This window comes from Allobosea sp. R86505 (genome assembly GCF_042466375.1).
GTDB lineage: Bacteria > Pseudomonadota > Alphaproteobacteria > Rhizobiales > Beijerinckiaceae > Allobosea.
Genome location: NZ_JAXHPY010000001.1, coordinates 2,730,007 through 2,753,690 on the forward strand (window position 1 = coordinate 2,730,007; position 23,684 = coordinate 2,753,690).

General features: G+C 64.9%; 32 protein-coding genes. All 32 read left to right on the forward strand.

The features are described 5' to 3' along the window. Positions 1-59 precede the first annotated feature (59 nt). The 32 genes from rpoC (at position 60) to rplQ (ending at position 23,659) form a co-directional block, all read left to right on the forward strand. Positions 60-4,256 (forward strand): DNA-directed RNA polymerase subunit beta', encoded by a 4,197-nt coding sequence (gene rpoC / locus SJY11_RS13175; RefSeq protein ID WP_376987063.1) that lies wholly within the window; start codon positions 60-62, stop codon positions 4,254-4,256. A 529-nt stretch (positions 4,257-4,785) separates the two neighbouring features. Next, positions 4,786-5,157: a 30S ribosomal protein S12 gene (gene rpsL, locus SJY11_RS13180; protein ID WP_038358286.1), complete on the forward strand. Its 372-nt coding sequence runs from the start codon at positions 4,786-4,788 to the stop codon at positions 5,155-5,157. 70 nt (positions 5,158-5,227) lie between these two features. After that, a complete protein-coding gene (gene rpsG / locus SJY11_RS13185) occupies positions 5,228-5,698 on the forward strand; it encodes a 30S ribosomal protein S7 (protein WP_069055540.1) in 471 nt (156 codons plus the stop codon). A gap of 36 nt (positions 5,699-5,734) precedes the next feature. Further along, positions 5,735-7,810, forward strand: coding sequence for an elongation factor G (gene fusA, locus SJY11_RS13190; protein WP_376987065.1), 2,076 nt, complete (start codon positions 5,735-5,737; stop codon positions 7,808-7,810). Between the two features lie 53 nt (positions 7,811-7,863). Next, complete coding sequence (gene tuf, locus SJY11_RS13195; RefSeq protein WP_069055549.1) at positions 7,864-9,054, forward strand: elongation factor Tu; 1,191 nt, start codon at positions 7,864-7,866, stop codon at positions 9,052-9,054. 69 nt (positions 9,055-9,123) lie between these two features. After that, complete coding sequence (gene rpsJ / locus SJY11_RS13200) at positions 9,124-9,432, forward strand: 30S ribosomal protein S10 (protein WP_043237115.1); 309 nt, start codon at positions 9,124-9,126, stop codon at positions 9,430-9,432. A 73-nt stretch (positions 9,433-9,505) separates the two neighbouring features. Continuing rightward, positions 9,506-10,231 carry a 50S ribosomal protein L3 gene (rplC, locus tag SJY11_RS13205; RefSeq protein WP_267522800.1) on the forward strand — a complete coding sequence of 242 codons (726 nt, stop codon included), beginning with the start codon at positions 9,506-9,508 and terminating at the stop codon, positions 10,229-10,231. After that, on the forward strand, positions 10,231-10,851 hold the full coding sequence (rplD, locus tag SJY11_RS13210) for a 50S ribosomal protein L4 (RefSeq protein ID WP_326905555.1): 621 nt from the start codon (positions 10,231-10,233) through the stop codon (positions 10,849-10,851). Before rplC ends, rplD begins: the two co-directional genes overlap by 1 nt. Continuing rightward, entirely contained in the window at positions 10,848-11,156 is a 309-nt protein-coding gene (locus SJY11_RS13215; protein ID WP_056714531.1) for a 50S ribosomal protein L23, read from the forward strand. Before rplD ends, SJY11_RS13215 begins: the two co-directional genes overlap by 4 nt. Positions 11,157-11,171: 15 nt before the next feature. Further along, positions 11,172-12,014, forward strand: a complete 843-nt coding sequence (rplB, locus tag SJY11_RS13220) for a 50S ribosomal protein L2 (RefSeq protein WP_305692725.1) — start codon at positions 11,172-11,174, stop codon at positions 12,012-12,014. Positions 12,015-12,022: 8 nt separating this feature from the next. Continuing rightward, positions 12,023-12,301 (forward strand): 30S ribosomal protein S19, encoded by a 279-nt coding sequence (gene rpsS, locus SJY11_RS13225; protein WP_054144265.1) that lies wholly within the window; start codon positions 12,023-12,025, stop codon positions 12,299-12,301. A 3-nt stretch (positions 12,302-12,304) separates the two neighbouring features. Beyond that, positions 12,305-12,688, forward strand: coding sequence for a 50S ribosomal protein L22 (gene rplV, locus SJY11_RS13230; protein ID WP_305692724.1), 384 nt, complete (start codon positions 12,305-12,307; stop codon positions 12,686-12,688). 10 nt (positions 12,689-12,698) lie between these two features. After that, positions 12,699-13,406 (forward strand): 30S ribosomal protein S3, encoded by a 708-nt coding sequence (gene rpsC, locus SJY11_RS13235; protein WP_326905554.1) that lies wholly within the window; start codon positions 12,699-12,701, stop codon positions 13,404-13,406. 18 nt (positions 13,407-13,424) lie between these two features. Beyond that, positions 13,425-13,838 (forward strand): 50S ribosomal protein L16, encoded by a 414-nt coding sequence (rplP, locus tag SJY11_RS13240; RefSeq protein WP_069055533.1) that lies wholly within the window; start codon positions 13,425-13,427, stop codon positions 13,836-13,838. A 14-nt stretch (positions 13,839-13,852) separates the two neighbouring features. After that, on the forward strand, positions 13,853-14,065 hold the full coding sequence (rpmC, locus tag SJY11_RS13245) for a 50S ribosomal protein L29 (protein WP_069055532.1): 213 nt from the start codon (positions 13,853-13,855) through the stop codon (positions 14,063-14,065). Between the two features lie 11 nt (positions 14,066-14,076). Further along, positions 14,077-14,319: a 30S ribosomal protein S17 gene (rpsQ, locus tag SJY11_RS13250; RefSeq protein ID WP_066722393.1), complete on the forward strand. Its 243-nt coding sequence runs from the start codon at positions 14,077-14,079 to the stop codon at positions 14,317-14,319. A gap of 206 nt (positions 14,320-14,525) precedes the next feature. Then, entirely contained in the window at positions 14,526-14,894 is a 369-nt protein-coding gene (rplN, locus tag SJY11_RS13255; RefSeq protein WP_066480057.1) for a 50S ribosomal protein L14, read from the forward strand. Further along, entirely contained in the window at positions 14,894-15,211 is a 318-nt protein-coding gene (gene rplX / locus SJY11_RS13260; protein WP_326905552.1) for a 50S ribosomal protein L24, read from the forward strand. The genes rplN and rplX overlap by 1 nt, the downstream gene beginning before the upstream one ends. Beyond that, positions 15,204-15,770, forward strand: a complete 567-nt coding sequence (rplE, locus tag SJY11_RS13265; protein WP_056799015.1) for a 50S ribosomal protein L5 — start codon at positions 15,204-15,206, stop codon at positions 15,768-15,770. Before rplX ends, rplE begins: the two co-directional genes overlap by 8 nt. A 36-nt stretch (positions 15,771-15,806) precedes the next feature. Further along, a complete protein-coding gene (rpsN, locus tag SJY11_RS13270; protein ID WP_192641094.1) occupies positions 15,807-16,112 on the forward strand; it encodes a 30S ribosomal protein S14 in 306 nt (101 codons plus the stop codon). Positions 16,113-16,124: 12 nt separating this feature from the next. Further along, positions 16,125-16,523: a 30S ribosomal protein S8 gene (gene rpsH, locus SJY11_RS13275; protein ID WP_066480047.1), complete on the forward strand. Its 399-nt coding sequence runs from the start codon at positions 16,125-16,127 to the stop codon at positions 16,521-16,523. A 33-nt stretch (positions 16,524-16,556) separates the two neighbouring features. After that, complete coding sequence (gene rplF / locus SJY11_RS13280; RefSeq protein WP_326905550.1) at positions 16,557-17,090, forward strand: 50S ribosomal protein L6; 534 nt, start codon at positions 16,557-16,559, stop codon at positions 17,088-17,090. A gap of 5 nt (positions 17,091-17,095) precedes the next feature. After that, positions 17,096-17,458, forward strand: coding sequence for a 50S ribosomal protein L18 (rplR, locus tag SJY11_RS13285; protein ID WP_376987070.1), 363 nt, complete (start codon positions 17,096-17,098; stop codon positions 17,456-17,458). A gap of 143 nt (positions 17,459-17,601) precedes the next feature. Continuing rightward, positions 17,602-18,162 (forward strand): 30S ribosomal protein S5, encoded by a 561-nt coding sequence (gene rpsE / locus SJY11_RS13290; protein ID WP_066722386.1) that lies wholly within the window; start codon positions 17,602-17,604, stop codon positions 18,160-18,162. A gap of 10 nt (positions 18,163-18,172) precedes the next feature. Then, positions 18,173-18,370 (forward strand): 50S ribosomal protein L30, encoded by a 198-nt coding sequence (gene rpmD / locus SJY11_RS13295; RefSeq protein ID WP_326905548.1) that lies wholly within the window; start codon positions 18,173-18,175, stop codon positions 18,368-18,370. A 13-nt stretch (positions 18,371-18,383) separates the two neighbouring features. Beyond that, positions 18,384-18,860: a 50S ribosomal protein L15 gene (gene rplO, locus SJY11_RS13300; RefSeq protein ID WP_376987072.1), complete on the forward strand. Its 477-nt coding sequence runs from the start codon at positions 18,384-18,386 to the stop codon at positions 18,858-18,860. 121 nt (positions 18,861-18,981) lie between these two features. Continuing rightward, positions 18,982-20,319 carry a preprotein translocase subunit SecY gene (secY, locus tag SJY11_RS13305; protein ID WP_376987074.1) on the forward strand — a complete coding sequence of 446 codons (1,338 nt, stop codon included), beginning with the start codon at positions 18,982-18,984 and terminating at the stop codon, positions 20,317-20,319. Then, positions 20,319-20,903: an adenylate kinase gene (locus SJY11_RS13310; RefSeq protein ID WP_376987076.1), complete on the forward strand. Its 585-nt coding sequence runs from the start codon at positions 20,319-20,321 to the stop codon at positions 20,901-20,903. Before secY ends, SJY11_RS13310 begins: the two co-directional genes overlap by 1 nt. A 246-nt stretch (positions 20,904-21,149) precedes the next feature. Next, complete coding sequence (gene rpsM / locus SJY11_RS13315; protein WP_066722374.1) at positions 21,150-21,518, forward strand: 30S ribosomal protein S13; 369 nt, start codon at positions 21,150-21,152, stop codon at positions 21,516-21,518. A gap of 114 nt (positions 21,519-21,632) precedes the next feature. Then, a complete protein-coding gene (gene rpsK / locus SJY11_RS13320) occupies positions 21,633-22,022 on the forward strand; it encodes a 30S ribosomal protein S11 (RefSeq protein ID WP_043237079.1) in 390 nt (129 codons plus the stop codon). 88 nt (positions 22,023-22,110) lie between these two features. Continuing rightward, positions 22,111-23,127 (forward strand): DNA-directed RNA polymerase subunit alpha, encoded by a 1,017-nt coding sequence (locus SJY11_RS13325; protein ID WP_376987079.1) that lies wholly within the window; start codon positions 22,111-22,113, stop codon positions 23,125-23,127. Between the two features lie 115 nt (positions 23,128-23,242). After that, positions 23,243-23,659 carry a 50S ribosomal protein L17 gene (rplQ, locus tag SJY11_RS13330; protein WP_069692132.1) on the forward strand — a complete coding sequence of 139 codons (417 nt, stop codon included), beginning with the start codon at positions 23,243-23,245 and terminating at the stop codon, positions 23,657-23,659. Positions 23,660-23,684: the final 25 nt, after the last annotated feature.

A 23,684-nucleotide genomic window follows, 5' to 3' on the forward strand; every position in this document is an offset into this window, starting at 1 on the left:
GATGACGATACAGGCCGGGCAGGGCGGTTTTCACCCCCGCCGGCGGCAGGAGATGGGCGATGAAGCAAGAGGTCATGAACCTTTTCGGCCAGCAGCCGGTGCAGCAGGCTTTCGACGCGATCAAGATCTCGATCGCGTCACCGGAAAAGATCCTGTCCTGGTCCTATGGCGAGATCAAAAAGCCTGAGACCATCAATTACCGGACGTTCAAGCCCGAGCGCGACGGCCTGTTCTGTGCCCGCATCTTCGGGCCGATCAAGGACTACGAGTGCCTGTGCGGCAAGTACAAGCGCATGAAGTTCAAGGGCGTCATCTGCGAGAAGTGCGGCGTCGAGGTGACGCTGGCGCGCGTCCGGCGCGAGCGCATGGGCCATATCGAGCTCGCCGCCCCGGTTGCGCATATCTGGTTCCTGAAGTCGCTGCCCTCGCGCATCGGCCTGCTCATGGACATGCCGCTCAAGGACCTCGAGCGCATCCTCTATTTCGAGTCGTATGTGGTCATCGAGCCGGGCCTGACCCCGCTCAAGGATCGCCAGCTGCTCTCGGAAGAAGAGTATGTCCGCTGCCAGGAAGAGTATGGCGCCGACACCTTCACCGCCATGATCGGCGCGGAAGCGATCCGCGAGATGCTGCGCGCGCTCGACCTCGACCAGATCAACGCCGATCTCAAGCATGAGATCGCGACGACGACGTCGGAGCTGAAGCCCAAGAAGCTGATGAAGCGCCTCAAGATCATCGAGGCGTTCCAGCAGTCGGGCAACAAGCCGGAATGGATGGTCATGACCATCATCCCGGTGATCCCGCCCGATCTGCGCCCGCTCGTTCCGCTCGACGGCGGCCGCTTCGCGACCTCCGACCTGAACGATCTCTATCGCCGCGTCATCAACCGCAACAACCGCCTGAAGCGGCTGATCGAGCTGCGCGCGCCCGACATCATCATCCGCAACGAAAAGCGGATGCTGCAGGAATTGGTCGATGCGCTGTTCGACAACGGCCGTCGCGGCCGCGTCATCACGGGTGCCAACAAGCGCCCGCTGAAGTCGCTCGCCGACATGCTGAAGGGCAAGCAGGGCCGCTTCCGCCAGAACCTGCTCGGCAAGCGCGTCGACTATTCGGGCCGCTCGGTCATCGTCGTCGGTCCGGAGCTCAAGCTGCACCAGTGCGGCCTGCCCAAGAAGATGGCGCTCGAGCTGTTCAAGCCGTTCATCTATGCGCGCCTCGACGCCAAGGGCTACTCGACCACGGTCAAGCAGGCCAAGAAGCTCGTCGAGAAGGAGAAGCCCGAGGTCTGGGACATCCTGGACGAGGTCATCCGCGAGCATCCGGTGATGCTGAACCGCGCGCCGACGCTGCACCGCCTGGGCATCCAGGCCTTCGAGCCGACGCTGATCGAGGGCAAGGCGATCCAGCTGCATCCGCTGGTCTGCGCCGCGTTCAACGCCGACTTCGACGGCGACCAGATGGCCGTGCACGTCCCGCTGTCGCTGGAAGCGCAGCTGGAAGCGCGCGTGCTGATGATGTCGACCAACAACATCCTGCACCCGGCGAACGGCCTGCCGATCATCGTGCCGTCGCAGGACATCGTGCTGGGCCTGTACTACCTCTCGATCGTCTCGGACGGCGAGCCGGGCCAGGGCAAGATCTTCGGTGACTTCGGCGAACTCGAATACGCGCTGCACGAGAAGGTCGTGACGCTGCATTCGAAGATCAAATACCGCTGGACCGGCGTCGGCGCCGACGGCAAGGACTACACCAAGATCTACGACACCACGCCGGGCCGCGTGATCCTCTCGACCGCCCTGCCCAAGCACCCGGCCATGACCTTCGACGTCAGCAACCGCCTGATGACGAAGAAGGAGATTTCCGGGATGATCGACGCCGTCTATCGCGGCTGCGGTCAGAAGGAGTCGGTGATCTTCTGCGACCGCATCATGTCGCTGGGCTTCACCCACGCCTTCAAGGCCGGCATCTCCTTCGGCAAGGACGACATGGTCGTGCCGGAGAACAAGTGGGAGATCGTCGACACCACGCGTGCGCTCGCCAAGGATTACGAGCAGCAGTACCAGGACGGCCTGATCACCCAGGGTGAGAAGTACAACAAGGTCGTCGACGCCTGGGCGAAGTGCTCCGACAAGCTCGCGCAGGAGATGATGCTGCGCATCTCGACCGTGAAGAAGGACAAGGACGGTCGCGATCTGCCGATCAACTCGATCTACATGATGAGCCATTCGGGTGCGCGCGGTTCGCCGGCGCAGATGAAGCAGCTCGCGGCGATGCGCGGCCTGATGGCCAAGCCCTCGGGCGAGATCATTGAATTGCCCATCATCTCGAACTTCAAGGAAGGCCTCGACGTTCTCGAGTACTTCAACTCGACCCACGGCGCCCGCAAGGGCCTGGCCGATACGGCGCTGAAGACGGCCAACTCCGGCTATCTGACCCGCCGCCTCGTCGACGTGGCGCAGGATGCCATCATCTCCGAGACCGATTGCGGTTCGGAGAGCGGCATCAAGATGCGCGCCATCATCGACGCCGGCCAGGTCGTGGCTTCGCTCGGCATCCGCATCCTGGGTCGCTCCGCGGCCGAGGACGTGACGGATATCGACGGCAACATCCTCGTGCCGAAGGGCACCATGATCGAGGAAAGCCATATCGAGAAGATCAACGCCGCCGGGGTCCAGGAGGTGAAGATCCGCTCGGTGCTGACCTGCGCCACCAAGAACGGCGTCTGCGCGACCTGCTATGGCCGCGATCTGGCCCGCGGCACGCCCGTCAACATGGGCGAGGCCGTCGGCGTCATCGCGGCGCAGTCGATCGGCGAGCCGGGTACGCAGCTCACCATGCGCACCTTCCACATCGGCGGCGCGGCCACGATCGCCGACCAGTCCTTCACGGAGTCGAACTTCGAAGGCACGGTCAAGATCCGCAACCGCAACCTCGCCCGCAACTCCGACGGCGACCTGATCGCGATGGCGCGCAACATCGCCATCGTCATCGTCGGGCCGGACGGCGCCGAGCGCGCGGTCCATCGCGTCCAGTTCGGCTCGAAGCTGCGGGTCGACGAAGGCGACAAGGTCAAGCGCGGCCAGCGCCTGATCGAGTGGGACCCCTATTCCCGCCCGATCCTGGCCGAGGTCGACGGCACCGTCGGTTACGAGGACCTGGTCGACGGCATGTCGATCACCGAGACGACCGACGAGGCGACGGGCATCTCCAAGCGCGTCGTCATCGACTGGCGCGGCTCGGCGCGGACTTCGGACCTGCGTCCGGCTCTGACCGTGCACGGCCCGGACGGCAAGGTGGCCAAGCTCGCCCGTGGTGGCGAGGCCCGCTACATCCTGCCGGTGGAGGGCATCATCTCGATGGAGCCCGGCGCCTCGATCAAGGCCGGCGACGTGCTGGCCCGTGTCTCGACCGACTCGGCCAAGACCCGCGACATCACCGGCGGTCTGCCGCGGGTGGCGGAGCTGTTCGAGGCCCGGCGTCCGAAGGACGCCGCGATCATCGCCGAGAAGTCGGGCGTGATCGGCTTCGGCAAGGACTACAAGAACAAGCGTCGCGTCACGCTCACCCCGCATGACGGCTCCGAGGGGCTCGAGTATCTGATCCCGAAGGGCAAGCACATCCATCTTCAGGACGGCGACGTCGTGGAGACGGGCGACTACATCCTCGACGGCAACCCGGCCCCGCACGACATCCTGGCGATCAAGGGCGTCGAGGAGCTGGCGGCTTATCTGGTGAACGAGATCCAGGAGGTCTATCGCCTCCAGGGCGTCGGCATCAACGACAAGCACATCGAGGTCATCGTCCGGCAGATGCTGCAGAAGGTCGAGATCACGGATGGTGGCGACACCGACATCCTGACCGGCGACCAGGTCGACCGGATCGAGCTGCAGGAGATCAATGCGAAGATGGCGGAGGAGGGCAAGAAGCCCGCATCCGGCGTCCCCGTGCTGCTGGGCATCACCAAGGCGAGCTTGCAGACCCGCTCCTTCATCTCGGCGGCGTCGTTCCAGGAGACCACACGCGTCCTCACCGAGGCGGCGGTCAACGGCAAGTACGACACGCTGGAAGGCCTCAAGGAGAACGTCATCGTCGGCTCGCTGATCCCGGCCGGCACCGGCGCCCAGGTTGCCCGCATCAAGCAGGTGGCCACGCGTCGCGACGATCTGATCGTCGGCCAGAAGGCGGATGCGGCGGCCAAGGCCGCGGCCAGCGCCGCCAAGGCTGTCGAGGCGGCGCTGCCTGCCGCCGAGTAAGCCGGCCGACCAACGGTCATCGGATCAGGGCCGTCCTTCGGGGCGGCCCTTTTTCATGGGCGGTCACCCGTGCGCCGGTGTGGACACAGCCCGCCCGCGGGCTTGTCGGGCCCGCATGGGAGGGAATAGCCTCCGTGGTGGCGCCGGATCGGGGCGCCTTGCTGCGCGTTCGCGCGCCGACCGCCGGCGAAGGCCGCCCGGGCGGGGGCTTTCGCGATATTCGGGCTTGACGCGAATCTGTCCCCGAGTCATAAGCGCGCCACTGTCGGTGGTTGTCGGACACGTATGTCGCCTTAAGCCTTTGTTGCTGGCGAATTTCGCGACCGAAACTCCACCGGAATTCCAGCGTCGATTGACGACATGGCAGGTTGCATGAACGCGGAGCGATCCGTGTTCCTCTGCTGGCGAACGCGCCTGAGGCCTCCTTTACCGGGAGCCGATGGCGCGGCTTCGTTCGTGTCATGGCTACAGTCGGACTGGGCCACGGATTTAGCGATTTCCAAACGCTCAATGGGAGCGAGAGGCCAGAATGCCGACAATCAGCCAGCTCATTCGCAAGCCGCGTTCGCCCGTCAAGGCGCGCAACACCGCTCCGGCGCTGGAGTCCTGCCCGCAGAAGCGTGGCGTGTGCACCCGCGTCTATACGACGACCCCGAAGAAGCCGAACTCGGCGCTCCGCAAGGTCGCCAAGGTGCGCCTGACCAACGGCTTCGAAGTGATCGGCTACATCCCGGGCGAGGGGCACAACCTCCAGGAGCACTCCGTGGTCATGATCCGCGGCGGCCGCGTCAAGGACCTTCCCGGCGTGCGCTACCACATCCTGCGCGGCGTGCTCGACACCCAGGGCGTCAAGAACCGCAAGCAGCGCCGTTCGAAGTACGGCGCCAAGCGTCCGAAGTGAGTTCTGCCCGATCGGCGGGGCGAAAGCCCAGCCGGTTCGCAGCGTTGAAGATTTGACCGGAGACTAGACGATGTCCCGCCGCCATAGCGCCGAAAAGCGCGAGATCATTCCCGATCCGAAGTTCCACGACGTGATCGTGACCAAGTTCATGAACTCGGTCATGTACGAGGGCAAGAAGTCGACCGCCGAGCGGATCGTCTACGGCGCCTTCGACATCATCGAGGCCAAGATGAAGAGCGACCCGCTCGCCGTCTTCAAGAGCGCGTTGGAAAACGTCGCTCCGGCGATCGAGGTGCGTTCGCGTCGCGTCGGCGGCGCCACCTATCAGGTTCCGGTCGAGGTTCGCACCGAGCGCCGTCAGGCGCTGGCGATCCGCTGGCTGATCACGGCCGCCCGCGGCCGCAACGACAAGACCATGGTCGAGCGTCTCTCTTCGGAGCTGATGGATGCGGCCAGCAACCGTGGCAACGCGGTCAAGAAGCGTGAAGACACGCACCGGATGGCGGAAGCCAACCGCGCCTTCTCGCATTATCGCTGGTAATCGTCCGCGACCCTCTGGAAAGACGAGAGCATTCCCATGGCCCGCTCCCATCCCATCGACCGTTATCGCAACTTCGGCATCATGGCCCACATCGATGCCGGCAAGACGACGACGACCGAGCGCATCCTGTTCTACACGGGCAAGTCGCACAAGATCGGCGAAGTCCATGACGGCGCTGCGACCATGGACTGGATGACGCAGGAGCAGGAGCGTGGCATCACGATCACCTCTGCCGCAACGACCTGCCTGTGGCGCGACCATCGCCTGAACATCATCGACACGCCCGGCCACGTCGACTTCACCATCGAGGTTGAGCGTTCGCTGCGCGTGCTGGACGGTGCCGTCTGCGTGCTCGACGGCAACCAGGGCGTCGAGCCCCAGACCGAGACCGTCTGGCGCCAGGCCGACAAGTATGACGTGCCGCGCGTCGTGTTCGTCAACAAGATGGACAAGACCGGAGCCGATTTCTATCGCTGCGTCCAGGACATCATCGATCGCGTCGCCGGCAAGCCCGTCTGCCTGCAGATCCCGATCGGCGCTGAGTCGGATTTCGCCGGCGTCATCGACCTGATCAAGATGAAGGCGATCGTCTGGAACGGCGAAGCGCTGGGTGCGTCCTTCGAAGAGAAGGACATTCCTGCCGATCTCCTCGCCAAGGCGACCGAGTATCGTGGCAAGCTGATCGAAGCCGCCGTCGACATGGACGATGCGGCGATGGAAGCCTATCTCGATGGCGTGGAGCCGGATGCCGAGACGCTTCGTCGTCTCGTCCGCACCGCTGTGCAGCGTCGCGCCTTCCACCCCGTGCTCTGCGGTTCGGCCTTCAAGAACAAGGGCGTTCAGCCGCTTCTCGACGCGGTCGTCGACTTCCTGCCGTCGCCGGTCGATCGCGGCGCGGTTGAAGGCCTCGATTTCAAGACCGAGGAGCCGATCACCCGCGAGCCGACGGACGAAGCTCCGTTCGCCATGCTCGCCTTCAAGATCATGGACGACCCCTTCGTCGGCACGATCACCTTCTGCCGCGTCTATTCCGGCAAGGTCGAGACCGGCCAGGGCGTGGTCAACTCGACCCGCGACAAGAAAGAGCGTGTCGGCCGCATGCTGCTGATGCACGCGAACAACCGCGAGGACATCAAGGAGGCTTTTGCCGGTGACATCGTCGCCCTGGCCGGCCTCAAGGATGTCCGCACCGGCGACACGCTGTGCGACCCCCTGAAGGCGGTCATCCTCGAGCGCATGGAATTCCCCGAGCCGGTCATCACGATCGCGATCGAGCCGAAGTCCAAGGCCGACCAGGAGAAGCTCGGCCTCGCGCTTGCCAAGCTCGCCAACGAGGATCCGTCTTTCCGCGTCTCGACCGACCAGGAGAGCGGCCAGACCATTCTCAAGGGCATGGGCGAGCTGCATCTCGACATCAAGGTCGACATCCTGCGCCGGACCTACAAGGTTGACGCCAACATCGGCGCGCCCCAGGTGGCCTATCGCGAGACGCTGACCAAGAAGGTCGAGGTCGACTACACCCACAAGAAGCAGACCGGCGGTACGGGCCAGTTCGCCCGCGTCAAGCTGGTGATTGAGCCCAACGAGACCGGCAAGGGCTTCGAGTTCGAGTCGAAGGTCGTCGGCGGCACGGTTCCGAAGGAATACATCCCGGGCGTCGAGAAGGGCCTGAACTCGGTCATCTCGTCGGGCGTGCTCGCCGGCTTCCCGGTCGTTGACGTCAAGGTCTCGCTGGTCGACGGCGCCTTCCACGAGGTCGACTCGTCGGCTCTGGCCTTCGAAATTGCCTCGCGGGCCGGCCTTCGCGAAGGTCTGCAGAAGGGCGGCTCCGTGCTGCTCGAGCCGATCATGAAGGTCGAGGTCGTGACCCCGGAAGACTACACCGGCTCGGTCATCGGCGACCTGAACTCCCGCCGCGGCCAGATCCAGGGCCAGGACATGCGCGGCAACGCGGTCGTCATCAATGCGATGGTGCCGCTGGCCAACATGTTCGGCTACGTCAACCAGCTGCGCTCCTTCAGCCAGGGGCGAGCCAACTACACCATGCAGTTCGACCATTACGAGCAGGTTCCGTCGGCGGTCGCCGCCGAGGTTCAGGCCAAATACGCCTGATCACGAGCCCGACCTGCTTTAACGCAACAACGATTTGACTGACGGAGGCTACGATGGCCAAAGAGAAATTCGCTCGCACGAAGCCGCATTGCAACATTGGAACGATTGGTCACGTTGACCATGGCAAGACGTCTTTGACGGCTGCGATCACGAAGGTTCTGGCGGAGTCGGGTGGGGCGTCGTTCACGGCGTATGACCAGATCGACAAGGCTCCGGAGGAGAAGGCGCGCGGGATCACGATCTCGACGGCGCATGTGGAGTACGAGACGGCTGCGCGTCACTATGCTCACGTCGACTGCCCCGGCCACGCCGACTATGTGAAGAACATGATCACGGGCGCGGCGCAGATGGACGGCGCGATCCTGGTTGTGTCGGCGGCCGACGGCCCGATGCCGCAGACCCGCGAGCACATCCTGCTGGCGCGCCAGGTCGGCGTTCCCGCGCTGGTGGTGTTCATGAACAAGGTCGATCTCGTCGACGACGCGGAGCTTCTCGAGCTGGTCGAGATGGAGATCCGCGAGCTTCTGTCGAAGTACGACTTCCCCGGCGACGACATCCCGATCACCAAGGGTTCGGCGAAGGTTGCGCTGGACAATGGCGACAAGGCGATCGGCCATGACGCGATCATCGCGCTGATGAAGACGGTGGACGACTACATCCCGCAGCCGGCGCGTCCGCTGGACCTGCCGTTCCTGATGCCGGTCGAGGACGTGTTCTCGATCTCGGGTCGCGGCACGGTGGTGACGGGTCGCGTCGAGCGCGGCATCGTCAAGGTCGGCGAGGAAATCGAGATCGTCGGCCTGAAGGACACGGTCAAGACGACGGTCACGGGCGTCGAGATGTTCCGCAAGCTGCTGGACCAGGGCCAGGCGGGCGACAACATCGGCGCGCTGCTGCGCGGCACGAAGCGTGAGGACGTCGAGCGCGGGCAGATCCTGTGCAAGCCGGGTTCCGTGAAGCCGCACACGAAGTTCAAGGCCGAGGCCTACATCCTGACCAAGGAGGAGGGCGGTCGCCACACGCCGTTCTTCACCAACTACCGCCCGCAGTTCTACTTCCGCACGACGGACGTGACGGGCGTGGTGCATCTGCCGGAAGGCACGGAGATGGTGATGCCGGGCGACAACATCGCCATGGAAGTGCACCTGATCGTGCCGATCGCGATGGAGGAGAAGCTGCGCTTCGCCATCCGCGAAGGCGGCCGCACCGTCGGCGCCGGCGTCGTCGCCAGCATCATCGCTTGAACAGCGTTTTCGTGAGGGCGCAGGCCCTGCCGGGCCTCCGCCCTTTCACGTCACGAGGAAGATAAGACCATGAACGGTCAGAACATCCGGATCCGCCTCAAGGCGTTCGACCATCGCATTCTCGACGCCTCGACGCGCGAGATCGTGTCGACCGCGAAGAGGACGGGCGCCCAGGTCCGCGGCCCCATCCCGCTGCCCACGCTCATCGAGAAGTTCACGGTCAACCGCTCGCCGCACATCGACAAGAAGTCGCGCGAGCAGTTCGAAATGCGGACCCACAAGCGGGTTCTCGACATCGTCGACCCGACCCCGCAGACGGTCGACGCCCTCATGAAGCTCGATCTCGCCGCCGGCGTCGACGTCGAAATCAAGCTCTGATCCGTTTTAGCCGGGTCCTCTGCCTCCAGCGTTTTGGCTGGATGAGTATGACCCCAAGGGAAGGTATGCACCGATGCGTTCCGGTGTGATTGCACAGAAAGTCGGGATGACCCGCATCTTCACCGATGCCGGCGAACATATCCCGGTCACCGTGCTGAAGCTCGATAACTGCCAGGTCGTCGCTCACCGCACGATCGAGAAGAACGGCTATGTCGCCGTTCAGCTCGGCACGGGCACGGCCAAGGTCAAGAATGTCTCGAAGGCCGAGCGCGGCCATTTCGCCGTCGCCAAGGTCGAGCCCAAGCGCAAGGTCGTCGAATTCCGCGTCAGCGACGATGCGCTGATCCCGGTCGGCGCCGAACTGACGGCCGACCACTTCGTCGTCGGCCAGTTCGTCGATGTCAGCGGCACGACGCTCGGCAAGGGCTTCGCCGGCGGCATGAAGCGCTGGAACTTCGGCGGTCTGCGCGCCACCCACGGCGTCTCGGTCTCTCACCGCTCGATCGGTTCGACCGGCGGTCGTCAGGACCCTGGCAAGACCTTCAAGAACAAGAAGATGCCCGGCCATCTCGGCACCGAGCGCGTCACCACTCAGAACCTGCGCGTCGTCCAGACGGATGTCGAGCGCGGCCTGATCCTGGTCGAGGGCGCCGTTCCCGGTCATGCCGGCGGCTGGATCCATGTCCGCGACGCGATCAAGCGCGCTCTGCCCAAGGATGCTCCGCTTCCGGGCAAGTTCAAGCTGAATGGCGGCGATGCGCCGGCTCCCGCAGCCGAGACGGTTGAGGAGAACGCGTGATGAAGCTCGATATCACCACCCTCGAAGGTGGCTCGGCCGGTTCGGTCGAGCTCTCGGACGCGATCTTCGGCCTCGAGCCGCGCGCCGACATCCTGGCCCGCATGGTGCGCTATCAGCTCGCCAAGCGCCGCGCCGGCACGCACAAGTCGAAGGGCCGGTCGGAAGTCGACCGCACCCGCAAGAAGATCTACAAGCAGAAGGGCACCGGTGGCGCCCGTCACGGCGCGGCGTCCGCTCCGCAGTTCCGCGGCGGCGGCAAGGCCTTCGGTCCGGTCGTGCGCGACCATGCCCACGACCTGCCCAAGAAGGTCCGTGCGCTGGCCCTTCGCCACGCGCTCTCGGCCAAGGCCAAGGATGGCGGCATCATCATCCTCGATGACGCCAAGCTCTCCGAGCCGAAGACCAAGCTCCTGCTCGGCCATTTCGGCAAGATGGAGCTGTCCAGCGCGCTCGTGATCGGCGGTGCCGAGATCGACGTGAATTTCGGCCTGGCGGCGCGTTCGATCCCGAATGTCGACGTCCTGCCGATCCAGGGCATCAACGTTTATGACATCCTGCGCCGCGACAAGCTCGTCCTGACGCGCGCGGCTGTCGATGCGCTGGAGGCGCGCTTCACATGAGCCAGGCCAAGACCATGGACCCGCGCCATTACGACGTCATTCGTGGGCCGGTGATCACCGAGAAGGCGACGATGCTCTCCGAGCACAACAAGGTCGTCTTCAAGGTCGCCAAGACCGCGACGAAGCCGCAGATCAAGGCGGCGATCGAGAAGCTGTTCGATGTCAAGGTGAAGAGCGTCAACACGCTCGTCACCGAGGGCAAGATGAAGGTCTTCCGCGGCCGTCTCGGCCAGCGCGCCGACGTCAAGAAGGCGGTCGTGACCCTCGAGGAAGGTCACTCCATCGACGTGACCACGGGCCTTTAAGGAAGGATCGCAAACATGGCTTTGAAGCATTTCAAGCCGGTCACGCCGAGCCTTCGCCAGCTCGTGATCGTCGACCGCAGCGAGCTCTACAAGGGCAAGCCGCTGAAGGTGCTGACGGAGGGCAAGTCGTCCTCCGGCGGCCGCAACAATCTCGGCCGCATCACCGTCCGCTTCCGCGGCGGTGGACACAAGCGGACGCTGCGCCTGATCGACTTCAAGCGTCGCGGCAAGGACGGCATTCCGGCCGTCGTCGAGCGGCTGGAGTATGATCCCAACCGCACGGCGTTCATCGCGCTGATCAAGTACAGCGACGGCGAGCAGGCCTACATCCTGGCCCCGCAGCGCCTCGCCGTCGGCGACAGCGTCGTGTCCGGCCCGTCGGTCGACGTGAAGCCCGGCAATGCCGCCCCGATGGGCTCGCTGCCGATCGGCACGATCGTCCACAATGTCGAGCTGAAGATCGGCAAGGGTGGTCAGCTGGCCCGTTCGGCCGGCAACTACGCCCAGATCGTCGGTCGCGACCAGGGCTACGTCATCGTCCGCCTGAACTCGGGCGAGCAGCGCCTGATCAGCGGCCTGTGCTATGCTACCGTGGGCGCGGTCTCGAACCCCGACCACATGAACCGGAACGACGGCAAGGCGGGTCGCTCGCGCTGGCTCGGCCGTCGCCCGCATAACCGCGGTGTCTCGATGAACCCGGTCGACCATCCCCATGGCGGCGGCGAAGGCCGCACCTCGGGTGGCCGTCATCCGGTCACGCCCTGGGGTCTCCCGACCAAGGGCAAGAAGACCCGCTCGAACAAGCGGACCGATACGTTCATCGTGTCGAGCCGTCACGCCCGCAAGAAGAAGAACTGAGGTCCGTCATGGCGCGTTCGCTTTGGAAAGGTCCGTTTGTCGACGGATACCTTCTGAAAAAGGCCGAGGTCGCCCGTTCGGCGGCCCGGTCCGAGGTCATCAAGATCTGGAGCCGTCGCTCCACGATCCTTCCGCAGTTCGTCGGTCTGACGTTCGGCGTCTACAACGGCCACAAGCATGTGCCGGTGAACGTGTCCGAGGAAATGGTGGGCCACAAGTTCGGCGAGTTCTCGCCGACGCGCACCTTCCACGGCCATGCCGCCGACAAGAAGGCGAAGAGGAAGTAAGCCATGGGTAAAGCATCCGCCCCCCGTGCGCTGCCCGAGAACGAAGCCGTCGCGGTCGCCCGCAACCTTCGCGTCTCGCCGCAGAAGCTCAACCTCGTCGCCCAGCTGATCCGAGGCAAGAAGGTCGCTACGGCGCTCGCCGACCTCGAGTTTTCGCGCAAGCGGATTTCGCTGGACGTGCGCAAGTGCCTGCAGAGCGCGATCGCCAACGCCGAGAACAATCATGATCTCGACGTCGACGACCTCGTCGTGGCCCAGGCCTTCGTCGGCAAGGCGCTCGTGATGAAGCGCTTCCATGCCCGCGCCCGCGGTCGTGGCGCCCGCATCCTGAAGCCGTTCGCCAACATCACGATCGTGGTGCGCGAAGTCCAGGCTGCGAAGGCCTGAGGAGAGAACGATGGGTCAGAAAATCAATCCGATCGGGCTTCGCCTCGGCATCAACCGGACCTGGGATTCCCGCTGGTTCGCGCAGAAGGGCGAGTACGGCAAGCTTCTGCATGAGGACATGGCGATCCGCGCCTCCCTCATGAAGATGCTGAAGCAGGCCGCGATCTCCAAGATCATCATCGAGCGCCCGCACAAGAAGTGCCGCGTCACCATTCACTCGGCGCGTCCGGGCGTGGTGATCGGCAAGAAGGGCGCCGATATCGAGAAGCTGCGCAAGTCGGTGATGAAGCTCACCAAGGCCGACGTGACGATCAACATCGTCGAGGTGCGCAAGCCCGAGATCGACGCCACGCTGGTCGCCGACTCGATCGCGCAGCAGCTCGAGCGCCGCGTCGCCTTCCGTCGCGCCATGAAGCGCGCCGTGCAGTCGGCCATGCGCCTGGGCGCCGAGGGCATCCGCATCAACTGCTCGGGCCGTCTCGGCGGCGCCGAAATCGCGCGCCTCGAGTGGTATCGCGAGGGGCGGGTGCCGCTGCACACGCTGCGCGCCGATGTGGACTATGGTGTCGGTACCGCCTTCACCACCTACGGCACGTGCGGCATCAAGGTCTGGATCTTCAAGGGCGAGATCCTCGAACACGACCCGATGGCCCAGGACAAGCGCATGGCAGACGAGGGCGGCCGTTCCGGCGGTGGCCATCGTCGCGAGCATGCATAAGGCTGATCGAGAAGAGCCATGTTGCAACCTAAGAAGACGAAATTCCGCAAGCAGTTCAAGGGACGCATCTCCGGCGTCGCCAAGGGCGGCACGGATTTGAACTTCGGCCAGTTCGGCCTCAAGGCCCAGGAGCCGGAGCGGGTCACCGCCCGGCAGATCGAGGCGGCCCGCCGCGCGATCACCCGTGCCATGAAGCGCGCCGGCCGTGTCTGGATCCGGATCTTCCCGGACGTGCCGGTGTCGAAGAAGCCGACCGAAGTCCGCATGGGCAAGGGCAAGGGCGCGCCTGAATTCTGGGCAGCCAAGGTCAAGCCGGGCCGGATCATGTTCGAGATCGACGGCGTGCCGGAAGAGACGGCCCGCGAGGCCATGCGCCTGGGCGCCGCCAAGCTGCCGATCAAGACGCGCTTCATCCAGCGCATCGCCGAGTAAGAAGGGAGGACGAGATGAAAGCTTCGCAACGCCTGTCCGACCTGAAGGCCATGAGCACCGACCTGCTTCAGGACGAGCTGCTCAAGCTGAAGAAGGAGCAGTTCAACCTGCGCTTCCAGAAGGCCACCGGCCAGCTCGAGAACACCGCCCGGGTGACCGAGGTCCGCAAGGACATCGCCCGCATTAAGACGCTGCAGCGGTCGAAGACCGTGGCGGCGAGCGCCTGAGGAGTTAGACAATGCCGAAGCGCGTGCTGCAGGGCGTCGTCGTCAGCGACAAGCAGAACAAAACTGTTGTGGTCAAGGTCGAGCGGCGCTATACGCACCCTCTCCTCAAGAAGACGGTTCGCCGCACCAAAAACTATCACGCCCATGATGAGGCGGAGGTGGCCAAGGTCGGGGATCAGGTCTGGATCGAGGAGTCCAAGCCGATTTCCAAGCTGAAAAGCTGGGTTGTGCTCGACAACGCTCCCAAGGCGTAGGTCAACGCGGCTGCCGCTGCCCGAATCATATCGGGGGCGGGGCGGCGGAATAGGTAGTCGGGCATGTTTCGCCGCAAAGGTGGGCTCCACTTTTGCGGATCATGCTTTGTTTTGAGGCCAGGGGGCGATCGACCCCCGTCAGTCGTAGTCCCGGACGCGCTGGTGCATCCGGGAAACCGCGCTGATACACTGGAAGGATCAAGGCCATGATCCAGGTGCAGACTAATCTCGAGGTCGCGGATAATTCCGGCGCCCGTCGCGTGATGTGCATCAAGGTTCTCGGCGGGTCGAAGCGGCGCTATGCGCGCATCGGCGACATCATCGTTGTTTCGATCAAGGAAGCCATCCCGCGCGGTCGCGTGAAGAAGGGCGACGTCATGAAGGCGGTCGTCGTTCGCACCGCCAAGGACGTCAAGCGCCCGGACGGCTCCGTGATCCGGTTCGACCGCAACGCGGCCGTTCTGATCAACAACCAGAAAGAGCCCGTGGGCACCCGCATCTTCGGACCGGTCCCGCGCGAGCTGCGCGCGAAGAACCACATGAAGATCATCTCGCTTGCGCCTGAGGTGCTGTGATGGCTGCGAAGATCAAGAAGGGCGACAAGGTCGTCGTGCTGGCCGGCCGTGACAAGGGCAAGGCCGGCGAAGTGCTCCAGGTCATGCCGAAGGATGCGCGCGCCGTGGTGCGTGGCGTCATGCTCGTCAAGAAGCACACCAAGGCATCGGCTCAGTCCGAGGGCGGCATCATCTCCAAGGAGGCCACCATCGACCTGTCGAATCTCGCCGTGGCCGATCCCAAGGACGGCAAGCCGACCCGCGTCGGCTTCAAGGTTCTGGACGATGGCCGCAAGGTCCGTTTCGCCAAGCGTTCGGGGGATCTGATCGATGGCTGAGAACCAGCAGGCGGCTCTCACGCCGCGCATGAAGAAGCATTACGAGGACGTCGTCCGTCCGGCGATGATCGCCGAGTTCGGCTACAAGAACGCCATGGAAGTGCCGACCATCGAGAAGGTCGTTATCAACATGGGCGTTGGCGAAGCGACCGCCGACCGCAAGAAGGTCGACAACGCCGCCGGCGACCTCGCGCTGATCGCCGGCCAGAAGCCGGTCATCACCAAGTCCCGCCTCGCGATCGCCGGCTTCAAGCTGCGCGAGAACATGGCGGTGGGCTGCAAGGTCACGCTGCGCAAGACCAAGATGTTCGAGTTCGTCGACCGTCTGGTCACCATCGCCCTCCCGCGCGTGCGTGACTTCCGCGGCCTGAACCCGAAGTCGTTCGACGGGCGCGGCAATTTTGCGCTCGGGATCAAGGAGCACATCGTGTTCCCCGAGATCAACTACGACAAGGTCGACCAGGTCTGGGGCATGGACGTGATCGTCTGCACGACTGCGAAGTCGGACGACGAGGCACGCGCCCTGCTCAAGCACTTCAACTTCCCGTTCCGGCAGTGAACTCAAGCGTTCATACGCGGAAACCAGGAGAGATCGATGGCTAAGAAGAGCTCCGTCGAGAACAACAACCGCCGCAAGGAACTGGTGAAGAAGTTCGCCGGCCGCCGCGCCCGGTTGCTTGAGATCGCCAATGACGACAGCCAGTCCATGGACGAGCGTTTCCTCGCTCGCCTGAAGCTGGCCGAACTGCCGCGCAACTCGGCTCCGAACCGGGTGCGCAACCGCTGCGAGGTAACGGGCCGTCCGCGCGCCTTCTACCGCAAGCTGAAGATGTCGCGCGTTGCGCTGCGCGAGCTCGGCAACAAGGGGCTGGTTCCCGGCCTCGTCAAGTCGAGCTGGTGAGGAGGACGCATCATGGCGATCATTGATCCGCTCGGCGATATGCTGACCCGCATCCGCAATGCGCAGATGCGGCGCAAGTCCCGCGTTTCGACGCCGGGCTCGAAGCTGCGGGCCCGCGTGCTCGACGTGCTTCAGGCCGAAGGCTACATCCGCGGCTACACCCAGACCGAGTTCGGCAACGGCCGGACCGAGTTCGACATCGAGCTGAAGTACCACGAGGGACAGCCGGTCATCCGGTCGATCTCGCGCGTGTCGAAGCCCGGCCGCCGCGTCTATTCTTCGGTGGAGACGATGCCCCGCGTGGCCGACGGCCTTGGCGTGACCATCATCTCGACCCCGAAGGGTGTGATGCCCGATCACCTTGCCCGCGAGCAGAACGTGGGCGGCGAAGTGCTTTGCAAGGTCTTCTGACCTTTCGCGCCGCTCGTTTTCAGGAGAAATCCAATGTCTCGTATCGGTAAGAAGCCTGTTCCGGTTCCCGCTGGCGTCACCGCCAACGTCGCCGGGCAGCTCGTCAAGGTCAAGGGCGCCAAGGGGGAACTCTCCTTCCTGGTTCCCGACGACGTTTCGGTCGCCATGGAGAATGGCGAGATCGCGGTTCAGCCGCGTTCGCAGAGCAAGCGCGCGCGCTCGCTCTGGGGCACCTCGCGCGCCCGCATCGCCAATCTCGTCGTCGGCACGACCGCCGGCTTCGAGAAGAAGCTCGAGATCAACGGCGTCGGCTACAAGGCCGCCGTCACCGGCAAGGTGCTCAAGCTGTCGCTCGGCTACAGCCACGACATCGACTATCCGATCCCGGAAGGGGTCGCGATCGTCACGCCGAAGCCGACCGAAATCGTCATCACCGGCATCGACAAGCAGGTGGTCGGCCAGACCGCCGCCGAGATCCGCGACTATCGCGGCCCCGAGCCCTATAAGGGCAAGGGCGTGAAGTACGCGGGCGAATTCATCTTCCGCAAGGAAGGGAAGAAGAAGTAAGGGCCATGAGCAAGCAGACAGAGAACACTGCGCGCCGCAAGGCCCGCGTCCGCCGCGCGATCAAGGCCGTCGCCAATGGCCGCGCCCGCCTGTCGGTGCACCGCACCGGCAAGCAGATCTATGCCCAGGTCATCGACGACGTGAAGGGGGTCACCCTCGCTTCGGCCTCGAGCCTGGACAAGGACATCCGCACCGACCTCAAGTCGGGCGCGAATGTCGAGGCCGCCGCCACGATCGGCAAGCTCGTCGCAGAGCGTGCGGTCAAGGCCGGCGTGAAGGACGTGGTCTTCGACCGCGGCTCCTACATGTATCATGGCCGCGTCAAGGCGCTGGCCGATGCGGCCCGCGAGGGCGGCCTGAACTTCTGAGTTCGGATTTCCGGCGCTCGACCACGCTTTGCGGCGTGGCGGGGCGCCGGGCCTTCATTTTCTGAGACGTCGTTCCACCAGGAACGCTCGAGCGAGCGGCGCGGGACTTGGATCCGGCGGCCGCGCAAGTAAGAGGAAAGACAATGGCGAGAGAGCCTCGTGACCGCGATCGCGAAGAGCGCGATTCGGAATTCGTGGACCGTCTGGTCCACATCAACCGCGTCGCCAAGGTGGTGAAGGGCGGGCGTCGCTTCGGCTTCGCCGCGCTCGTCGTCGTCGGCGACCAGAAGGGCCGCGTCGGCTTCGGCCACGGCAAGGCCCGCGAAGTGCCCGAGGCCATCCGCAAGGCGACGGAAGCCGCCAAGCGCGGACTGGTCCGCATCCCGCTGCGCGAGGGTCGCACGCTCCATCACGATGTCCAGGGCCGTCATGGCGCCGGCAAGGTCGTGCTGCGCGCTGCCCCGGCCGGTACCGGCATCATCGCCGGTGGCCCGATGCGCGCCGTCTTCGAGGCGGTCGGCATGCAGGACGTGGTGTCGAAGTCGCTCGGCTCCTCGAACCCGTACAACCTCGTCCGCGCGACCTTCGATGCGCTGAAGAACGAGGACAGCCCGCGCGGCGTCGCCGCTCGCCGCAACCTCAAGGTTTCCGCCCTGCAGACGCGTCGCCGCGATGCGGGTGCCGACGCCGCCGCTGAAGCGTGAGGGGGCGACCATGGCAAAGTCCGACACCAAGACCGTCGTCATCGAGCAGATCGGTAGCCCGATCCGCCGCGAGGCGTCTCAGCGCCAGACCCTGATCGGTCTCGGCCTCAACAAGATCCGCCGTCAGTCGACCCTGGTCGACACGCCGGCCGTGCGGGGCATGATCGACAAGGTCAGGCACCTCGTGCGCGTCGTCGATGCGAAGTGAGGGAGATCGTTCGATGAAACTCAACGAGATCCGTGACAACGAAGGCGCGCACAAGTCGCGCATCCGCGTCGGCCGTGGCATCGGCTCGGGCAAGGGCAAGACCGGTGGCCGTGGCGTCAAGGGTCAGAAGGCCCGTGCCGGCGTCGCCGTGAAGGGCTTCGAGGGCGGCCAGATGCCGCTGTATCGTCGCCTGCCCAAGCGCGGCTTCACCAACCTGTTCGCCAAGGAGCTGAACGAGGTCAATCTCGGTCGCATCCAGCAGGCGGTGGAAGCGGGCAAGCTCGACGCCAAGGGCGCCGTCACTGTCGAGGCGCTGGTCGCCGCGGGCGTGATCACGCACCAGGCCAAGGACGGCGTGAAGATCCTCGGCGTCGGCGAGCTCACCACGAAGCTCGCCTTCGAGGTCGCCGGCGCGTCGAAATCGGCCGTCGCCGCGATCGAGAAGGCCGGCGGTTCGATCAAGATCCTGGCTGCCGCTTCACAGGCGTGAGCCGAGCGCTTACATGACAACTCGCGAACGGCGGCCGGGCCAGAAGCCCTGGCCGCCGTTCGACTGTTTGACCGGGCGCAGTCCATCGTGCCCATGGATCTGAAGACCAAGGACCGAACGCATGGCATCGGCAGCTGAACAGCTGGCTTCAAACCTGAACTTCGGCGCGTTCGCAAAGGCGGACGAGCTGAAGAAGCGGATCTGGTTCACGCTCGGTGCGCTGATCATCTACCGGATCGGCACCTATATCCCGCTGCCGGGCATGAACCCCGATGCGGTTGCGGATCTGTTCAAGCAGACCCAGACGGGCGTTCTCGGCCTGTTCAACATGTTTTCGGGCGGCGCGGTCGGCCGTCTCGCCATCTTTGCGCTGGCGATCATGCCGTATATCTCGGCCTCGATCATCATCCAGCTCCTCTCCAGCGTCGTCCCGACCTTCGAGGCGCTGAAGAAGGAGGGCGAGCAGGGCCGCAAGGTCCTCAACCAGTACACGCGCTACCTCACCCTCGTGCTCGCCGTGTTCCAGGCCTATGGCATCGGCGTCGGCCTGCAGGGTTCGGGCAATCTCGTGCTGGAGCCCGGGCCGTTCTTCCTGCTGTCGACCACGATCACGCTCGTCGGCGGCACGATGTTCCTGCTCTGGCTCGGCGAGCAGATCACCAGCCGCGGCATCGGCAACGGCACGTCGATGATCATCTTCGCCGGCATCATCGCGGAGTTCCCGTCCCAGCTCGCGCAGACGCTGGAGCTCGGCCGCCAGGGCGCGATCTCCACCGGCCTGCTGCTGCTGATCCTGGTGATGGCGATCTGCGTCATCGCGTTCTGCGTGTTCATGGAGCGCGCCCAGCGCCGGCTGCTGATCAACTATCCCAAGCGCCAGGTCGGCAACCGGATGTATGAGGGTCAGACCTCGTTCCTGCCGCTGAAACTGAACACCGCCGGCGTGATCCCGCCGATCTTCGCCTCCTCGCTGCTGCTGCTGCCGACGACGATCGCGAGCTTCTCGCAGGCGGCCGGCGGCACGGGCTTCATGGCGACGATGGCGACCTATCTCGCCCATGGCCGGCCGCTGTTCATGATCCTCTATGCGGCGCTGATCATCTTCTTCTGCTTCTTCTACACCGCGATCGTGTTCAACCCGACGGAGACGGCGGACAACCTCAAGAAGCATGGCGGCTTCATGCCGGGCATCCGTCCCGGCGAGCGCACGGCCGAGCATATCGACCGGGTGCTGACGCGGATCACCGTGCTGGGTGCCGGCTATTTGACTATCGTCTGCCTTATCCCGGAGTTCATGATCACCTATGCCCAGATACCGATCATCCTCCTGGGCGGCACCTCGCTGCTCATCGTGGTGACGACGACGATGGATACCGTGGCGCAAGTTCACGGGCACCTGCTGGCCCATCAGTATGAGGGGCTGGTCAAGAAGGCCAAGCTGCGAGGAGCGAAACGCTGATGCGACTGATCTTCCTGGGGCCGCCGGGGGCGGGGAAGGGCACTCAGGCTGCGCGCATCGTCGCGAAGCACGGCATTCCGCAACTGTCGACGGGCGACATGCTGCGCGCCGCCGTCGCGGCCCAGACGCCGGTCGGCGTCAAGGCCAAGACGGTGATGGATGCCGGCGGCCTCGTCTCGGACGAGATCGTCATCGGGATCGTCTCCGACCGGATCGAGGAGCCCGACTGCAAGAAGGGCTTCATCCTCGACGGCTTTCCGCGCACGCTCGCCCAGGCCGAGGCGCTCGACGCCATGCTCGCCTCCAAGCATCTCGAACTCGATACGGTGCTGGAGCTCAAAGTCGACCAGAGCAAGCTCGTCGACCGCATCGTCAAGCGCGCCGAAGAGGCGAGGGCGGCCGGGCAACCGGTCCGCAAGGACGACGACCCGGAGGTCTTCAAGACCCGGCTCGAGGCCTATAACCGCGACACGGCGGTCGTCTCGCCCTATTACGCGAAGCGCGGCCAGGTCATCGAGATCGACGGCATGCAGTCTGTCGACGATGTGACGGCTGCGATCGAGAAGGCGCTGGTGGGACACTGATCCCGGCTGTTTCGCCGCTGGCATGAATCTTGGCTTCGCCGGGTTGACTCGGCGTGGCCGAACGACTAACGACCCGACTTCCGGTTTCATGACAGCGATGCCGTTACCTTCGCGAGAAGGGGCGACGTCGCATTCCCGCATGGAACGGGTTCAACGCTTCGCAGGGGCCGGCCTCCACCGGCGCGAGGCATCTTTAAACCGCTGGCGCGCCACTGGGCGTCTGCCGGCCGACATGGAGAGATCGTCATGGCACGTATTGCCGGCGTCAACATTCCGACCAACAAGCGCGTCGTCATCGGCCTGCAGTACATCCACGGCATCGGCGCCGCCAAGGCCCAGGAAATCTGCGACAAGGTCGGCATCGTCGCCGAGCGTCGCGTCAACCAGCTGACCGACGCCGAGGTTCTCCAGATCCGCGAGACGATCGACCGCGACTATCTCGTCGAGGGCGACCTGCGCCGCGAAGTCTCGATGAACATCAAGCGCCTGATGGATCTGGGCTGCTATCGCGGCCTGCGCCATCGCCGCTCGCTGCCGGTCCGCGGCCAGCGCACCCACACCAACGCCCGCACCCGCAAGGGCAAGGCGAAGCCGATCGCCGGCAAGAAGAAGTGATTTCGGCGGGCCGGGTGACCGACCCGCTGCTTTGCGCCGCCTGACCCCCTCGGGGCGGGCGGCATCCCCAGCGCCTGGCATCACGGGCGCGCCTGAAGGACAAGAGAAAAGACTATGGCCAAGGAAGCCCAGCGCGTTCGCCGCCGCGAACGCAAGAACATCGTCTCCGGCGTCGCCCATGTGAACGCCTCGTTCAACAACACCATGATCACCATCACCGACGCGCAGGGCAACACGATCTCGTGGTCGTCGGCCGGCACGATGGGCTTCAAGGGCTCGCGCAAGTCGACCCCCTACGCCGCGCAGGTCGCCGCCGAGGACGCCGCCCGCAAGGCCGCCGAGCACGGCATGCGCACCCTCGAGGTCGAGGTCACCGGCCCGGGTTCGGGTCGTGAGTCCGCCCTCCGCGCGCTGCAGGCCGCGGGCTTCACCGTGACCTCGATCCGCGACGTGACGCCGATCCCGCATAACGGCTGCCGTCCGCGCAAGCGTCGTCGCGTCTGACGTTCGTGCTTCGAGGCGCCCGCACCGGCGGGCGCCTGTCCGGGGCGGCCCGCCGCCGCCATTGAATTCAAGCACCAGGAGTGCGGTCGTGATCAGCAAGAACTGGCAGGATCTGTCAAAGCCCAACAAGCTCGAAATCAAGGTCGGCGACGATCCGAAGCGTCAGGCCACCGTCGTCGCGCGTCCGCTGGAGCGCGGCTTCGGCATGACGCTCGGCAACGCGCTGCGTCGCGTGCTGCTCTCCTCGCTGCAGGGCGCGGCCGTGACCGCCGTCCAGATCGACGGCGTGCTGCACGAATTCTCCTCGATCCCCGGCGTGCGTGAGGACGTCACCGACATCGTCCTCAACATCAAGGCGATCGCGGTCAAGATGCAGGGCGAGGGCCCCAAGCGCATGACCCTGCGCAAGACCGGCCCGGGCACCGTCACCGCCGGCGACATCAACACCGTCGGCGACGTCTCGATCCTGAACCCCGACCTCGTGCTCTGCACGCTGGACGAAGGCTCCGAGATTCGCATGGAGTTCACGGTCAACACCGGCAAGGGCTACGTCCCCTCCGAGCAGAACCGCCCCGAGGACGCGCCGATCGGCCTGATTCCGGTCGACAGCCTGTACTCGCCGGTCAAGAAGGTCTCCTACCGCGTCGAGAACACCCGCGAGGGCCAGAACCTCGACCGTGACATGCTGACCCTGAACATCGAGACCAATGGCTCGGTGACCCCTGAGGACGCGCTGGCGCTCGCCGCCCGCATCCTGCAGGACCAGCTCGCCGTCTTCATCACCTTCGAGGAGCCGCGCAAGGAAGAGGCCGTCTCGACCGCGCCGCAGCTGCCCTTCAACCCGGCGCTGCTCAAGAAGGTCGACGAGCTCGAGCTGTCGGTGCGTTCGGCGAACTGCCTGAAGAACGACAACATCGTCTATATCGGCGACCTCATCCAGAAGTCGGAGGGCGAGATGCTGCGCACCCCGAACTTCGGCCGCAAGTCGCTGAACGAGATCAAGGAGGTCCTCGCCACCATGGGCCTGCATCTCGGCATGGACGTCACCGGCTGGCCGCCGGAGAACATCGAAGAGCTCGCAAAGCGCTTCGAGGAGCACTACTGATCCCACCGGCGCGGGCTCGCTTCCGCGCCGTTTCCCCGCCCGGCCCTGAGCGCCGGAGCATAAAGAACGGCCGTACCGTGGCACGGCGGCCGTAAATCAACCAAGGAGCCAAACAATGCGTCACGGTTTTCGCGGTCGTCGTTTCAACCGCTCGGTCGAGCACCGCAAGGCGATGTTCGCCAACATGTCCCAGGCCCTGATCAAGCACGAGCAGATCACGACCACGCTGCCGAAGGCCAAGGACCTGCGTCCGGTCGTCGAGAAGCTGATCACGCTCGCCAAGCGCGGCGACCTGCATGCCCGCCGCCAGGCGATCGCGCAGATCAAGGACGTCGCCCTGGTCGGCAAGCTCTTCGCGGTGCTCGGGCCCCGCTACAAGGAGCGCAATGGCGGCTATCTGCGCATCATGAAGGCGGGCTTCCGCTTCGGCGACAACGCTCCGCTCGCCGTGATCGAGTTCGTCGATCGCGACGTCGAGGCCAAGGGCAAGGATTCCGGCCCGGTCTTCACGGCGGAAGACGAGGCGGCCTGAGGGTTTTCCTTAGTCCAGTCGATTT

Excerpts from the sequence above, each read along its gene's own strand:
- rpoC (WP_376987063.1), top strand. The coding sequence starts at position 60 with ATGAAGCAAGAGGTCATGAACCTTTTCGGCCAGCAGCCGGTGCAGCAG.
- rpsL (WP_038358286.1), top strand. The coding sequence starts at position 4,786 with ATGCCGACAATCAGCCAGCTCATTCGCAAGCCGCGTTCGCCCGTCAAG.
- rpsG (WP_069055540.1), top strand. The coding sequence starts at position 5,228 with ATGTCCCGCCGCCATAGCGCCGAAAAGCGCGAGATCATTCCCGATCCG.
- fusA (WP_376987065.1), top strand. The coding sequence starts at position 5,735 with ATGGCCCGCTCCCATCCCATCGACCGTTATCGCAACTTCGGCATCATG.
- tuf (WP_069055549.1), top strand. The coding sequence starts at position 7,864 with ATGGCCAAAGAGAAATTCGCTCGCACGAAGCCGCATTGCAACATTGGA.
- rpsJ (WP_043237115.1), top strand. The coding sequence starts at position 9,124 with ATGAACGGTCAGAACATCCGGATCCGCCTCAAGGCGTTCGACCATCGC.
- rplC (WP_267522800.1), top strand. The coding sequence starts at position 9,506 with ATGCGTTCCGGTGTGATTGCACAGAAAGTCGGGATGACCCGCATCTTC.
- rplD (WP_326905555.1), top strand. The coding sequence starts at position 10,231 with ATGAAGCTCGATATCACCACCCTCGAAGGTGGCTCGGCCGGTTCGGTC.
- SJY11_RS13215 (WP_056714531.1), top strand. The coding sequence starts at position 10,848 with ATGAGCCAGGCCAAGACCATGGACCCGCGCCATTACGACGTCATTCGT.
- rplB (WP_305692725.1), top strand. The coding sequence starts at position 11,172 with ATGGCTTTGAAGCATTTCAAGCCGGTCACGCCGAGCCTTCGCCAGCTC.
- rpsS (WP_054144265.1), top strand. The coding sequence starts at position 12,023 with ATGGCGCGTTCGCTTTGGAAAGGTCCGTTTGTCGACGGATACCTTCTG.
- rplV (WP_305692724.1), top strand. The coding sequence starts at position 12,305 with ATGGGTAAAGCATCCGCCCCCCGTGCGCTGCCCGAGAACGAAGCCGTC.
- rpsC (WP_326905554.1), top strand. The coding sequence starts at position 12,699 with ATGGGTCAGAAAATCAATCCGATCGGGCTTCGCCTCGGCATCAACCGG.
- rplP (WP_069055533.1), top strand. The coding sequence starts at position 13,425 with ATGTTGCAACCTAAGAAGACGAAATTCCGCAAGCAGTTCAAGGGACGC.
- rpmC (WP_069055532.1), top strand. The coding sequence starts at position 13,853 with ATGAAAGCTTCGCAACGCCTGTCCGACCTGAAGGCCATGAGCACCGAC.
- rpsQ (WP_066722393.1), top strand. The coding sequence starts at position 14,077 with ATGCCGAAGCGCGTGCTGCAGGGCGTCGTCGTCAGCGACAAGCAGAAC.
- rplN (WP_066480057.1), top strand. The coding sequence starts at position 14,526 with ATGATCCAGGTGCAGACTAATCTCGAGGTCGCGGATAATTCCGGCGCC.
- rplX (WP_326905552.1), top strand. The coding sequence starts at position 14,894 with ATGGCTGCGAAGATCAAGAAGGGCGACAAGGTCGTCGTGCTGGCCGGC.
- rplE (WP_056799015.1), top strand. The coding sequence starts at position 15,204 with ATGGCTGAGAACCAGCAGGCGGCTCTCACGCCGCGCATGAAGAAGCAT.
- rpsN (WP_192641094.1), top strand. The coding sequence starts at position 15,807 with ATGGCTAAGAAGAGCTCCGTCGAGAACAACAACCGCCGCAAGGAACTG.
- rpsH (WP_066480047.1), top strand. The coding sequence starts at position 16,125 with ATGGCGATCATTGATCCGCTCGGCGATATGCTGACCCGCATCCGCAAT.
- rplF (WP_326905550.1), top strand. The coding sequence starts at position 16,557 with ATGTCTCGTATCGGTAAGAAGCCTGTTCCGGTTCCCGCTGGCGTCACC.
- rplR (WP_376987070.1), top strand. The coding sequence starts at position 17,096 with ATGAGCAAGCAGACAGAGAACACTGCGCGCCGCAAGGCCCGCGTCCGC.
- rpsE (WP_066722386.1), top strand. The coding sequence starts at position 17,602 with ATGGCGAGAGAGCCTCGTGACCGCGATCGCGAAGAGCGCGATTCGGAA.
- rpmD (WP_326905548.1), top strand. The coding sequence starts at position 18,173 with ATGGCAAAGTCCGACACCAAGACCGTCGTCATCGAGCAGATCGGTAGC.
- rplO (WP_376987072.1), top strand. The coding sequence starts at position 18,384 with ATGAAACTCAACGAGATCCGTGACAACGAAGGCGCGCACAAGTCGCGC.
- secY (WP_376987074.1), top strand. The coding sequence starts at position 18,982 with ATGGCATCGGCAGCTGAACAGCTGGCTTCAAACCTGAACTTCGGCGCG.
- SJY11_RS13310 (WP_376987076.1), top strand. The coding sequence starts at position 20,319 with ATGCGACTGATCTTCCTGGGGCCGCCGGGGGCGGGGAAGGGCACTCAG.
- rpsM (WP_066722374.1), top strand. The coding sequence starts at position 21,150 with ATGGCACGTATTGCCGGCGTCAACATTCCGACCAACAAGCGCGTCGTC.
- rpsK (WP_043237079.1), top strand. The coding sequence starts at position 21,633 with ATGGCCAAGGAAGCCCAGCGCGTTCGCCGCCGCGAACGCAAGAACATC.
- rplQ (WP_069692132.1), top strand. The coding sequence starts at position 23,243 with ATGCGTCACGGTTTTCGCGGTCGTCGTTTCAACCGCTCGGTCGAGCAC.